The sequence below is a fragment of the Candidatus Arsenophonus phytopathogenicus genome (assembly GCF_056113345.1).
The window spans coordinates 1,063,728-1,077,307 of sequence record NZ_JBUIOB010000017.1 but is presented as its reverse complement, the minus strand read 5'-3'; the positions used below and the strand labels follow the sequence as shown (position 1 = coordinate 1,077,307).

General features: G+C 38.7%; 10 protein-coding genes and 5 pseudogenes. 10 read left to right on the top strand and 5 right to left on the bottom strand.

Going from position 1 to position 13,580, the window contains the following annotated elements:
• The first annotated feature begins 34 nt into the window (after positions 1-34).
• On the top strand, positions 35-484 hold the full coding sequence (locus AC01GB_RS08975; RefSeq protein ID WP_474452366.1) for a DNA polymerase III subunit chi: 450 nt from the start codon (positions 35-37) through the stop codon (positions 482-484).
• Between the two features lie 17 nt (positions 485-501).
• The gene (locus AC01GB_RS08970) at positions 502-3,399 is read left to right on the top strand and encodes a valine--tRNA ligase (protein ID WP_474451536.1); all 2,898 of its coding nucleotides are present in this window, start codon (positions 502-504) and stop codon (positions 3,397-3,399) included.
• A gap of 136 nt (positions 3,400-3,535) precedes the next feature.
• Here the strand turns inward: AC01GB_RS08970 and rraB are convergent, their stop codons facing one another.
• Positions 3,536-3,934 carry a ribonuclease E inhibitor RraB gene (gene rraB / locus AC01GB_RS08965; protein ID WP_474452365.1) on the bottom strand — a complete coding sequence of 133 codons (399 nt, stop codon included), beginning with the start codon at positions 3,932-3,934 and terminating at the stop codon, positions 3,536-3,538.
• Positions 3,935-4,758: 824 nt separating this feature from the next.
• Here rraB and pyrB point away from each other — a divergent pair.
• From pyrB to nrdG, 5 genes and pseudogenes are all read left to right on the top strand, one after another.
• Complete coding sequence (pyrB, locus tag AC01GB_RS08960) at positions 4,759-5,694, top strand: aspartate carbamoyltransferase (protein WP_474451535.1); 936 nt, start codon at positions 4,759-4,761, stop codon at positions 5,692-5,694.
• A gap of 11 nt (positions 5,695-5,705) precedes the next feature.
• A complete protein-coding gene (gene pyrI, locus AC01GB_RS08955) occupies positions 5,706-6,170 on the top strand; it encodes an aspartate carbamoyltransferase regulatory subunit (protein ID WP_474451533.1) in 465 nt (154 codons plus the stop codon).
• Positions 6,171-6,268: 98 nt separating this feature from the next.
• Positions 6,269-6,652, top strand: a complete 384-nt coding sequence (locus AC01GB_RS08950; protein WP_310511099.1) for a RidA family protein — start codon at positions 6,269-6,271, stop codon at positions 6,650-6,652.
• A gap of 343 nt (positions 6,653-6,995) precedes the next feature.
• Positions 6,996-8,646, top strand: a pseudogene (gene nrdD, locus AC01GB_RS08945) (anaerobic ribonucleoside-triphosphate reductase); the annotation flags it as partial.
• Positions 8,591-9,040 (top strand): annotated as a pseudogene (gene nrdG, locus AC01GB_RS08940) (anaerobic ribonucleoside-triphosphate reductase-activating protein). The pseudogenes nrdD and nrdG, both read left to right, overlap by 56 nt.
• Here the strand turns inward: nrdG and AC01GB_RS08935 are convergent.
• Both AC01GB_RS08935 and AC01GB_RS08930 read right to left on the bottom strand, forming a co-directional pair.
• Entirely contained in the window at positions 9,037-9,477 is a 441-nt protein-coding gene (locus tag AC01GB_RS08935) for a YhbP family protein (protein WP_474451532.1), read from the bottom strand. The pseudogene nrdG and the gene AC01GB_RS08935 overlap by 4 nt on opposite strands.
• A 250-nt stretch (positions 9,478-9,727) precedes the next feature.
• A complete protein-coding gene (locus AC01GB_RS08930) occupies positions 9,728-9,871 on the bottom strand; it encodes a hypothetical protein (RefSeq protein WP_474451531.1) in 144 nt (47 codons plus the stop codon).
• Between the two features lie 271 nt (positions 9,872-10,142).
• Between AC01GB_RS08930 and AC01GB_RS08925 the strand changes: the two genes are divergently transcribed.
• Positions 10,143-10,448, top strand: a complete 306-nt coding sequence (locus AC01GB_RS08925; protein ID WP_474451530.1) for a GIY-YIG nuclease family protein — start codon at positions 10,143-10,145, stop codon at positions 10,446-10,448.
• On the opposite strand, the pseudogene AC01GB_RS08920 reads toward AC01GB_RS08925, so the two are convergent.
• A pseudogene (locus tag AC01GB_RS08920) lies at positions 10,425-10,930 on the bottom strand (GNAT family N-acetyltransferase). The gene AC01GB_RS08925 and the pseudogene AC01GB_RS08920 sit on opposite strands and share 24 nt — an antisense overlap.
• Positions 10,924-11,442, bottom strand: a pseudogene (gene ubiT, locus AC01GB_RS08915) (ubiquinone anaerobic biosynthesis accessory factor UbiT). The pseudogenes AC01GB_RS08920 and ubiT overlap by 7 nt, the downstream one beginning before the upstream one ends.
• A 251-nt stretch (positions 11,443-11,693) precedes the next feature.
• Between ubiT and ubiU the strand changes: the two are divergent.
• Positions 11,694-12,688: pseudogene (ubiU, locus tag AC01GB_RS08910) on the top strand (ubiquinone anaerobic biosynthesis protein UbiU).
• Positions 12,689-12,752: 64 nt separating this feature from the next.
• Positions 12,753-13,580: a U32 family peptidase gene (locus AC01GB_RS08905; protein WP_474452364.1), complete on the top strand. Its 828-nt coding sequence runs from the start codon at positions 12,753-12,755 to the stop codon at positions 13,578-13,580.

Below are 13,580 nucleotides of genomic sequence, written 5' to 3'. Positions count from 1 at the left end.
GTAAGCAATGCCCTTTTTCTATAATAGTAATGCGATGAAAAAAGCAACTTTCTATTTAATAGCGCAGCTATCTTCACAAGCAGAACTTGAAAGTCATGAATGGTTAGCCTGTCAGCTAGCAGCAGAAAACTGGCGGATGGGTAAACGTGTTTTAATTGCTTGTGAGGATCAAATACAAGCCGAAAAATTGGATGAAATACTTTGGCAAAGAGAACCTTATCAATTTGTCCCACACAATTTAGCCGGAGAGGGCCCTCGCTATGGCGCGCCGGTTGAGCTTTGTTGGCCAACAAAACGTGGTAGCTCAGCAAGAGATATATTGATAAATCTACAATCAACATTTGCAAACTTTGCCACAGCCTTCCATGAAGTGATAGACTTTGTACCCATTGATGAAAATTTGAAACAGTTGGCACGTGAAAGATACAAAACTTATCGCAGTATGGGTTTTAATTTGATCATGGCACCACCTCCAATCACTTAAATAAATAACGAAGCAAGATGGAAAAGAAACCCGCAAATCAAACTCAGTCTGAGCCATCACTCGACAAAACTTATCAGCCAGCTGCAATTGAACAACCTTTATATGCACACTGGGAAAAAAACGGCTATTTTGCACCACACGGTGATAACAGCAAAGAGAGTTTTTGTATCGTGATCCCGCCGCCTAATGTCACGGGTAACCTGCATATGGGGCATGCTTTTCAGCAAACGATCATGGATACCTTAATTCGCTACCAGCGCATGCAAGGGAAAAATACCCTATGGCAAAGTGGCACAGATCACGCGGGGATCGCCACTCAAATGGTTGTTGAGCGCAAAATTGCTGCAGAAGAGAATAAAACTCGTCATGACTATGGCAGAGAAGCGTTTATTGAAAAAATTTGGCAATGGAAAACCGAGTCTGGCGATAATATTTCTCACCAAATGCGACGACTGGGTGACTCTGTTGATTGGCAACGTGAACGCTTTACCATGGATGAAGGCCTCTCGAAAGCAGTAAAAGAAGCATTTATTCGGCTCTATCAAGATGATCTTATTTATCGCGGCAAACGATTAGTTAACTGGGATCCTAAGCTACATACCGCTATTTCCAATTTAGAAGTTGAAAATCGAGAAGTTAACGGTTTTATATGGCATTTACGTTATCCCCTTGTTGATGGGGTAAAAACTGCCGAAGACCAAGATTATCTGGTTGTTGCCACGACTCGACCAGAAACCATGCTTGGTGATACGGGTGTTGCAGTTAATCCCGCTGATCCGCGCTATAAGGATTTAATCGGCAAACAAATTATACTGCCATTGGTTAATCGCCGTATTCCTATCGTCGGTGATGAACACGCCGATATGGAAAAAGGCACCGGCTGTGTGAAGATCACACCAGCACACGATTTTAACGACTATGAAGTGGGAAAACGTCATCAGTTGCCAATGATCAATATTTTCGATTTCAATGGCCATATCCGCCAACAAGCTGAAGTATTCGACAACGCAGGCAACCCTAGCACTATTTATACCACAACAATCCCTGCAAACTATCAGGGAATAGAACGTTTTGCTGCCCGTAAAGCGATGGTCAGCGAATTAGAAAAATTAGGATTATTAGTTGCCGTAAAGCCGCATAAACTTACCATCCCTTATGGCGATCGTGGCGGTGTTGTTATTGAACCCATGCTGACAGATCAATGGTATGTTCGTACCCTACCATTAGCAGAGCAAGCCATTGCGGCGGTAAAAGATGGCCGTATTCAGTTTGTTCCTAAACAGTATGAGAATATGTATTTTTCCTGGATGCAGGATATTCAAGATTGGTGTATTTCACGCCAATTATGGTGGGGACATAGAATACCCGCCTGGTATGATAAAGACGATAACGTCTATGTCGGACATGACCAAGAGGAAGTTCGTCGAGAGAACAACCTCAGCGCTCATATTAGCCTACATCAAGATGAAGATGTATTAGATACCTGGTTCTCTTCTGGTCTGTGGACCTTTTCAACATTAGGCTGGCCAGAAAATAGCGAGGCGTTAAAAACTTTCCATCCAACGGATGTGTTGGTTAGTGGCTTTGATATTATCTTTTTCTGGATAGCCCGCATGATCATGCTGACGATGTATTTCATCAAAGATGAAAATGGCCAAGGGCAAATTCCTTTTAAAACCGTCTATATGACAGGTCTGATCCGCGATGAAGAAGGGCAAAAAATGTCAAAATCCAAAGGCAATGTCATCGATCCATTGGATATGATCGATGGTATCTCGCTGGAAGATTTATTGACAAAACGTACTGGCAATATGATGCAACCCCAATTAGCCGAAAAAATTGCTAAACGTACCCGTAAAGAATATCCGCAAGGCATCGAAGCGCATGGTACTGACGCTTTACGCTTTACGCTTGCAGCATTAGCATCGACCGGGCGAGACATCAATTGGGATATGAAACGTCTTACTGGTTATCGCAATTTTTGTAATAAACTTTGGAATGCCAGTCGTTATGTCCTGATGAATACAGAAGGTCTAGATTGTGGTCAGCATGGTGGGGAAATGACTTTTTCGCTGGCTGATCGCTGGATCATGGCAGAATTTAACCAAACGGTAAAATTGTATCGTGAAGCACTGGATACTTATCGCTTTAATATCGCTGCCAATATTTTGTATGAATTTACCTGGAACCAGTTCTGCGATTGGTACTTAGAACTGTCTAAGCCGGCTATCCATAAAGGAAATGAGGCAGAAATTCGTGCCACACGTTATACCTTGATTGAAATACTGGAAAGCTTATTACGGCTGGCACATCCTACTATTCCATTTATTACCGAGACGATTTGGCAACGGGTGAAAGTGATTAAAGGCATCCGACAAGACACTATCATGTTACAGCCTTTCCCAATCTTTGAACCAGCCAAAGTTGATGAAGAGGCGCGTTATGATCTGGAATGGATCAAAGAACTGATTATTGCCATACGTAACATTCGGGCAGAAATGAATATCTCACCCGGTAAGCCATTAGATCTGCTACTACGTGGTGCTAATCATGCAACCAAACGGCGTATTACAGAAAACCTGAATTTTATTCAAGCAATGGCCCGCCTTAGTTCTATTACTATTTTGGATGAACAGCAACCAACACCACTTGCTGTAACTAAACTGATAGATGGAGCAGAAGTGTTGATCCCAATGGCAGATTTAGTCGATAAAGATACCGAACTAGCGCGGCTAGATAAAGAGCTGGATAAATTAACCAAAGAGATAGCAGCGATTGAAAACAAGTTAGCTAACGATAGTTTTGTCGGCCGAGCGCCTGCTGCTGCTGTTGAAAAAGAGCGTGAGCGCCTGGCGGGACATTTAGCAGCAAAACAAAAACTGACTAATCAAAAAGTAACTATTAGCTCACTTTAAATAAGAAACAACACTGCTACATAAGGTAGCAGTGTTGTTAACTGACAAATTTACTCTAACCACCCTACTTACTCAACTCAATATGCATCATCAGCTGATTTATAATCCCTGTCCTTTCTATTCTAACAATTTGATTCTAGTGTAATGCCTTCGGTTCAACGTCCTTTTCTTCCGTATCATCATAATTAGGATCTTCAAAGAAAGTACCCCAACCATCGTAGTTAATGCCAATTCTCTCAGTTAACATCATCAATTGTACGACTTGCTTATCAATTAATTCTGCATCAAGCGCGCTATCTCGATAGACATCACAACACATCAGTACTGTATCTTCAATTTCTAATTCTTCAGCATCATGCACTTCATAACCCAATTTAAATGCCACTATTGCCGCTTTTTCCAATAACTTAAAATCTTTGGCCGAAAAGTGATGTTCTATTTCATACAAAGCATTCGGATCACTACCATCTTCCAATAATTCTTCGATGATTGAATGCGTTTCTGCTCGCTGCTCTGCAACTGCTTTTTGCTCCAGTAACAAATTTTCTGTGGAAATTTGCTGTTCTGATAATGCTTTTTTAAACGACGTCAACTCTTCAGCTGAAAGGTGCTGCTCTATTTCATAAAACACATTAGGATCACTGCTATCCGTCGCTACATTTTCAACATCCAAACGGGTATCTGCGTGCTGCTCTCCTAGTACTTTTTTATTAACCATGTCGCGCTCCCTCTGTATTAATATGACAGTAACTTTTGCATTCTCCCATAGCCAACGAAGGAGAGCTACTATTACAACAAAGAAATTTATATTCAGATTGATGTGGATTTTTTATGATCATGATTTGAATATAAGTTCAATATAAAAAAATAAGTAAAATTACCGAGTTCTGTTTAATAAAAATCAACTCGGGTATGATTATTTAAGTGAATATCAACAAAAAAATTGATTTTCGATTAGCAGATAACGAAAAATAGACCACCCATTTGATTATTGGCAGCTAAGAATTGTAGGTTTAATGTTGCCAAAATATTCCTCAGTAGGTTCAGTAACAATTGTTTTGTTACCGCGCAAAAAATTTTTTCTGAATTCAATGCATTATATTTTTAAACATTTTTTCAATTTTCTTTCTGTAATCACTTGCTATACTGACAGAGCGGCGTATAATGTGCCAAAAATTTTGTGGGAGAAGAAATGCATAACCAATGCTTAAAAAAATCAATATATGCATTGCTGCCATTGGGCTATTTAGTTATTGCATTTCCTCCTCAATTAACCCTATTTATTCAAGCCCCTCAATGAGGGGCTTTTTTTTGGCATAACAATATTAGATATGGCACAAAGAAAGGAGGAACAACACGATGGTTAATCCGTTGTATCTTCGAGACATAATCTCGATTAATGATTTAAAGCGTGAAGATCTACTCACTGTACTTGAAGTTGCTACATCACTAAAACAACATCCCCAACCGAATCTGCAAAAACATAAAGTGATTGCCAGTTGTTTCTTTGAAGCTTCCACCCGTACACGCCTTTCATTCGAAACAGCCATTCACCGCTTAGGTGCTTCGGTGGTGGGTTTTTCCGACAGTAATAATACTTCGTTAGGTAAAAAAGGCGAAACCTTGGCAGATACGATATCGGTTATTAGCCAATATGTTGATGCCATTGTTATCCGTCATCCACAAGAGGGTGCATCACGTTTAGCGGCTCAATTTTCAGGAAAAATTCCGGTGATCAATGCCGGTGATGGCGCCAACCAACATCCTACCCAGACATTACTCGATCTATTCACCATTCAAGAGAGCCAAGGCAGCTTAAATAATTTGCATATTGCGATGGTTGGTGACCTAAAATATGGCCGAACCGTTCATTCATTAACCCAAGCATTATCGAAGTTTGATAATAATCATCTCTATTTTATTGCACCTGAAGCTTTATCGATGCCAGCTCATATCCTTCATCTGCTAGAAGAAAAAGGGGTAACTTATAGCTTACATGACAACATAGAGGCGGTCTTGCCAAAACTGGACATTCTCTATATAACTCGAGTGCAAAAAGAGCGTTTAGATCCTTCTGAATATGCTAATGTTAAAGCCCAATTCATTTTAAACAGCCATGAATTAGCCGTCGCTAAACCTGGCATGAAAGTTTTACATCCTCTACCACGCATGGACGAAATTACTACAGAAGTTGATAAAACATCCCATGCTTACTATTTTCAGCAAGCCGGTAATGGTATTTATGCACGACAAGCACTTCTAGCACTGATCTTAAATAAAACCATTAATTTCTGAGGCATTCAATTATGGCAAATAACCACAAATTACAAGTAGAAGCAATTAGCTGTGGCACCGTTATCGACCATATTCCCGCCCAAATTGGTTTTAAATTACTTTCGTTGTTTAAATTAACGCAAACTGATCAGTGTATTACCATAGGTTTAAATCTACCTTCTAATCACTTAGGTAAAAAAGATCTGATTAAAATTGAAAATACCTTTCTCACCCCTGAACAAGAAAACGAACTGGCAATGTATGCTCCCCATGCCACCGTTAACTGTATTAAAGACTATAAAGTGGAAAAAAAGCTATCAATTACCTTACCTGAGCAAATTGATGCAGTTTTGATCTGTCCTAACAGTAACTGCATTAGCAATAATGAACCGGTCAGTAGCAATTTTACCATTAAGCAGCGACATAATGAAGTCATTCTGACATGCAAATATTGTGAAAAAACCTTTGATCGACATGCGGTAATTAATAATATGTAATGCAGTATTATATAACCCTCTCATTCATGTCGACCACTAGAATAGTGGTGGTGGTAAATTTATAATTAACTTTTAGACTACAAGGTAAATAACAACTTATGTCATACGAAATTAAAACTGAAAATGCACCAGCAGCTATCGGCCCTTATGTGCAAGGTGTTGATCTTGGCAACATGCTTATTACATCCGGCCAAATTCCGATTGATCCGAAAACCGGTGAAATAGCTGAAGACATAATTGCCCAAACAACACAGTCACTGAAAAATATTCAGGCTATCGTAGAAAAAGCGGGGCTCAGTGTGGCTAATATTGTTAAAACTACCGTTTTTGTTAAAGATATGAATGATTTTGCGAGCGTAAATGCCACTTATGAAGCGTTTTTTAACCAACATAATGCGCCTTATCCTGCTCGTTCTTGCGTCGAAGTTGCTCGCTTACCAAAAGATGTTGGCATTGAAATTGAAGCGATAGCTATTCGTTAATAAAAACCCCTAACTTTGATATTATGCCTAATCAAACTTAGCTAACGCTTGTAATTTAACCATTTACTTAACCAAATCTTTATAGAAACTTTTTCTATAAAGATTTTTAAATAATTAGCAACTTAAACCTCTCTGTTGTTATTAACGTTTAGCTAAAAAGCAAACAACATCAAACTTCTTTGTTTTAGATCAATAAAAGCCCTGCGAAATAACCTCCATATACTATATATTGTGCTTTAATATACTTAAAAGAACTAGATATAGAATTTATAGACAAGTTATCCACAATTTAATGCTACCTGATTAATTGTGATTAAGTTGTGGATAATAATTGGAGGAGCCTATTGTCAAAACAGTAGTTATTAAACGCGATGGTTGTCAGGTCGTTTTTGATAAAAATCGGATCAAAGAAGCCGTCATGCGTGCAGCCACTGCCACTGGGATTTGCGATGATCAATATTGTGCAGTTAACAACAATTAGGCAGCCGCCAAACCGTTGATATTCATGAAATTCAAGATGCAGTTGAAAATCAACTGATGGCGGGTCTTTATAAAGATCTGGCCAGAAATTACATTGAATATCGCCATGAACGGGGCATTGCCAGAGAACAACGTAGCCGTCTTACTCACGAAATTCGCGGCTTAATTGAGCAAAGTAATGTTTCGTTACTTAATGAGAATGCGAATAAGGACAATAAGGTTATTCCAACTCAACGCGATTTATTAGCAGGTATTGTTGCTAAACATTATGCTAAACAACATATTTTACCGCGTGATGTCGTTATGGCGCATGAACGTGGTGAAATTCACTATCATGATCTGGATTACTCACCATTTTTTCCAATGTTTCACTGTATGCTGATCGATTTGCAAGGCATGTTAACCAAAGGTTTTAAAATGGGCAATCCTGAAATTGAGCCACCAAAATCAATTTCAACCGCCATCGCCGTCATAGCACAAATTATAGCCCAAGTGGCCAGCCATATTTATGGTGGTACTACCATTAATCGTATCGATGAAATGCTGGCTCCATTTGTTCAGGCGAGCTATAAAAAACACTTAAAAATTGCCAAAGAATGGCAAATTGCCGACCAATTTGCCTATGCTGAGAGCAGAACAGAAAAAGAGTGTTATGACGCTTTTCAATCACTAGAATATGAAGTCAATACACTGCACACTACAAATGGCCAAACACCTTTTGTTACCTTTGGGTTTGGCTTAGGAACCTCAAAACAGTCACGATTAATCCAAAAATCTATCTTACAAAATCGTTTAGCTGGATTAGGTAAAAATCGTAAAACCGCTGTATTTCCAAAATTAGTTTTTGCTATCCGTAAGGGGATCAATCACCAATATGACGATCCCAACTACGACATTAAACAGCTTGCACTTGAATGTGCCAGTAAACGGATGTATCCAGATATTCTTAACTACGAGCAGGTGGTAAACGTCACCGGCTCTTTCAAAACACCGATGGGTTGCCGCAGTTTCTTGGGCATTTATGAAGAGCAAGGTCAAGCTATTCATGAAGGACGTAATAATCTCGGTGTGATCAGTATTAACTTGCCCAGGATAGCAATTGAGGCCAAAGGTGACGAACAACGATTTTACCAAATATTGGATAACAGATTGGCAATTACCAAAAAAGCACTGATGACGCGTATCGCCAGACTGGAAAATGTCAAAGCGCGTGTCGCCCCAATTCTTTATATGGAAGGTGCTTGTGGCGTTCGTTTACAAGCAGAAGACAATATTGCTGAAATATTTAAACGTGGTCGTGCATCGATCTCTTTAGGTTATATCGGCCTGATGAAACAATCAATGCACTTTATGGTACGCAACAACATGTTTTTGATGATCAAACTCTGCGACAAAAATCCTATCAGATCATTCAGCAGCTACGTGCAGCGACAGATCACTGGAAAGCTGAAACCGGCTATGGATTTAGCTTATATAGTACCCCCAGTGAGAATTTATGTGACCGATTTTGTCGCTGGCTGTCTCCATCAATGTAAAGGTTGTTACAACAAAAGCACCTGGAAAATTGATTAGGGTAAACCGTTTACCCAAGCAATAGAAAATCAAATCATCACTGATTTGCAAGACCAAAGGATCGTTCGTCAGGGACTTTCCCTCTCTGGCGGCGACCCATTACATCCACAAAATGTAGAGACGATTTTACAACTAGTTAAACGCATTAAACACGAATGCCCAGATAAAGATATTTGGTTGTGGACCGGTTATACCCTTAATCAATTAACTAATAATCAACGAGCCGTGGTTAACTATCTTGATGTATTAGTTGATGGTAAATTTATTCAAGCGCGCTATGACCCCAATCTATTATGGCGAGGTAGTCATAATCAAGTGATCCATAGACTGAATTAACTATCACGATGCCAGACCAATTTAGTGCCAAAACCTAACTTATTATTGACCATTTTGATCTGTTGTAAAGATAATTGCCAAATAGGGATACTGGCTGCCATAGCGACTGGAAATCGTCGATTATAATCTTGCCTGGCTTGCTTTTCTTCTTTGCCGGTTGGAGAATCGACTTTACCAGTAAATTGTATTCCTTGTATGTTGGCCACTGTTTTGTTTTGACAACAAATAGTGCCAGCCACAAGCGGGTTTTTAAGCATCAGTTGCCCATGGCAAGTACTGGTTTCAGTCAAAAAATATAACGACATCGTTTGGGAGTTAAAGGTATAAAAACAAATGGCAGGCCAGACATCTGACTGAAAAGAGGTAAATAGCGAAAAAACATGCTTACGCGAAAGATATTGTTGCATAATAGCCAATGATGATTGATCAGCTAGCATAGTCGTAATATATATCCTTAAGTAAAAACAAGCTGAGAATAACTCTTCAGCGTGTTTTTATCAAAAATTAAAGCGCTATCATCATCCGATGATAATTTATACTACCAATTATTTATAGGCTGGAGAAGTAGCTTGACCTGTTACCATAGATGCGGGCATTAGCTTGTACTTTACTTTGTGTATAGGCTAAAAAGGTTACATAATAGCTAGTTGCCCCTTTTTTGGTAGCTTCTTTAACTGCTCAACGACACTAGTAGGCGTTTCTCCCACAACCAGAGACAACATCCATTGGCTGCTGGACAGGAAATTGCATGACTTGTTTTGCCTCATCAGCGATTGCACCGAATGACGACGCACCTAAAACCAAAATTAAAGCAGCTGGTAATTTTTTCATCATAAACTCCTTAATTGATTATTATCATTCAGAAATATTATTGGTTATTCCTGTGATATAGATCATAGTATAGGCACTCGTTAAAATTTTGGATTAGTTTTTTTGTTGCTGTCTTTCAAAAAAATGAATAGCATATAAAAAATAATTCTTTTAATTTTGTTAAAATAGCGTTTACACACCTTACAGGGCACATAATCACCACAAAATCAGTATAAAAAATTGACTTATTTTTTATATAAAATTAACTAAAACCTAATTTTATCAAACCAATATGATGAAAAAGCATTGGTCAATTTACTTAATAAGAAATGGACAAAATGTGCTTTATACTGGTATCACCACAGATATCGAGCGCCGCCTACAACAACATCTCTTAGGCATCGGTGCTAAAACTTTAAGAGGTAAACCCCCTCTTTTATTAGTCTACCAATGCCAACTAACAAATCATTCAGAGGCATTGTCCTTAGAATATCAAATAAAACAATTAACCAAAGCACAAAAAGAACAACTTGTCGCAGACCAACCTTTAGATCTGGTTGGTTATCTTGCCAAATTAGCAATCATCAAAATAAGATGAAAAATTAACCAATCCTGAATAATCGGCTAAATTACCATTATCTAACGCATAAACTTGAAAATAGGCCTCCATTCCAGGCCATTTACATGTTAATTGATGCGGTAAAGCCTGCGTAAAACCAAAACGACGGTAATAGTCCGGATCACCCAACACTACTACCGCTTTATAAGCAAATTCGTTTAGACTATCTGATCCCTCACAAACCAATTTTGCGCCAATACCTTGTCGCTGATAAGCACTATCAACAGCTAATGGCGCTAACCCCACCCATTGACACTCCTTATCACCGTTGACATCTACAACGTAAAACCGATATAGCCAATAATTTTTCCTTTATCATCAGTCGCCACCATTCCCAATACCAATAAACCGTCCTGACGCAATTTCTGCACCAAATCAGCCTCAGCATCGGTGGGAAAAGTTTGACGTAATAATTGATCAATACCTGGCGCATCAATAGGAATTTCAACTCGAATTAGCATGATAATGCACGCTCTTTATAATCAATATTTTCATTTTGTACTAGTTTAATCAAATCGGCTAATTGCAATAAACCAAAACGTAAAATTGCCGGCATGGTCTCTAACTCAAATGCATCTAACAGGTTTTTTACATACAAACCAAGCTCTGTATCACCTTCGATATGCTATCGACGTTGGAAAAATAAGGTGTCAGGATCTTCTTTACGCGCGGCAATTAAAATTAAATCATTCGCATCACTACAAAAACTGACATCTGCTTGTTGATCCTTACTAACTATGATTTTACCTGCCTGCAGGCTAATATACCAAACAAGTTGTACATCTTGCACCTCAACTCTTAGCCATTTATTCTGCAAAAAATCCAGTTCGCCATCGTTTAATGCCTGCTGAAATTGTCAACTTAGTAATTGCTCCAGAATTTGACGCTCTAATATAAAAGGCGTAGCTTTTAATAGTAAACGCATCAATTTAGGCCCTTGTTGGATAATCTGCTGGCGAATTTTTTTTAACACGTTGCAAATTCCTCTTACACTTTTATGATATATTTTTAAGCATTAATGATAATCATCCATGCTGCCAAATTATTAATTAATATCCTTGAATCCACATCAAAATTTAACCAACAATCGATTAAGTCTGTTCAATTTTATGCTTCATCTAGCAAAATCAATTCACAAAAGAAAGTAATCTGGTTTAAGTCAAAACAACCATATTACACCTTGACTACAATCGATAGACATCTAATTATACACTAGGATCATCAATGGAATTATTATGTCCGGCAAGCAACCTACCTGCCTTAAAAGTAGCTGTCGATAATGACGCTGATGCAGTCTATATTGGTTTTAAAGATGACACTCATGCACGTCATTTTGCTAGTTTAAATTTTAGCGAAAAAAAATTGGTTCAAACCGTCAAATACGTTCATGATCATAATTGCAAATTACATGTTGCTATCAATACCTTTGCGCAGCCCAATGGTTTTAATCGCTGGCTATCCGCCGTTGATATGGCTGCGCAAATCGGTGTTGATGCGCTGATCCTGGCTGATCTGGCTATCTTAGAATATGCGTCCAATCAATATCCCCATATTGAACGTCATGTTTCCGTTCAAGCTTCAGTGACAAATATTGCAGCGATTGAATTTTATCACCGTAATTTCACTGTCCAACAACTAGTGCTTCCTCCTTTTCTATCATTACATCAAGTTAAACAGTTAGCCAAAACCAGCCCGGTAGCATTGGAAGTTTTTGCTTTCGGCAGCCTTTGCATCATGGCGGAGGGACGCTGTTATCTTTCTTCTTATCTGACAGGAGAATCACCCAATACCGTGGGGGCTTGTTCTCCAGCCCGATTTGTACGCTGGCAACAAACCGACCAAGGTATGGAGTCGCGCTTAAATAACATTTTAATCGATTGCTATTCAAATAATGAAAATGCTAGTTACCAACTCTTTGTAAAGGAAGATACTGTCTCAATGGAAAAAAATATCATGTATTAGAAGAGCCTACTAGCCTAAATACGCTGGAATTGTTACCAAAATTGATGCTGGCAGATATTGCCGCTGTCAAAATCGAAGGCCGCCAGCGAAGCCCAACTTATGTTGGCGACGTTACCCATATCTGGCGCCAAGCTATTGATTATTGCAAAAATAATCCTAAAAAATTCATTACCAATCAAAACTGGAGCAATGTATTGGAAAATCTCTCTGAAGGTAAACAGACCACATTAGGTGCTTATCATCGTAAATGGCAATAAGATAAGGCGAAAAATGAAATATTCCTTAGGTTCAGTACTTTATTATTAGTCGAAAGAAACATTAATTCAGTTTTATCAACAAGCGATGAACAGTAGCGCAGATATTATTTATCTTGGTGAAACGGTTTGTAGTAAGCGTCGAGAAATGCAAGCAGCAGACTGGCTTGAACTGGCAAAAGAAATAACTTTACACGGTAAACAAGTAGTAATCTCTAGTTTATCTTTACTTCAAAACGCGGCCGAGCTTCGACAAATAGCTAAATTAGTCGACAATGGTGAATTTTTAGTTGAAGCGCACGATTTCGGTGTCGTTAATAAACTTATTGAGCAAAAAATACCCTTTATGGCAGGATATGGACTCAATTGCTACAATGCCTATACCTTACGCCTGCTTTATCGCCAAGGAATGATACGTTGGTGCTTACCGATTGAACTTTCTCGTGATTGGTTACAAGATCTGCTTTATCAATGTGAACAGCTAGGATTTCGCCACAATTTTGAAGTCGAAGTATTTGGTTATGGACATCTACCACTAGCACTGTCAGCTCGCTGTTTTACTGCCCGCTCAGAAAATCGCCATAAAGATAACTGTGATACTTGTTGTGAAAAATATTCCCAGGGTAGAAAAGTCTTTTCGCAGGAAAACCAATTACTCTTTACCCTAAATGGTACCCAGACGCAAAATGGCTACTGCTATAATCTAGGCAATGAACAAACGTCAATGGCCGGATTAGTCGATATCGTGCGGATCTCCGCTAAAAATCTAGATTCACTCAGTATTTTGGAACAATTTAGAGCTAATCAGCAATGTCAGTATCCACTAACATTAACTAATGATACAAACTGTAACGGCTTTTGGCGGCGCGCAGCCGGTTTATCGTTTATACCATAA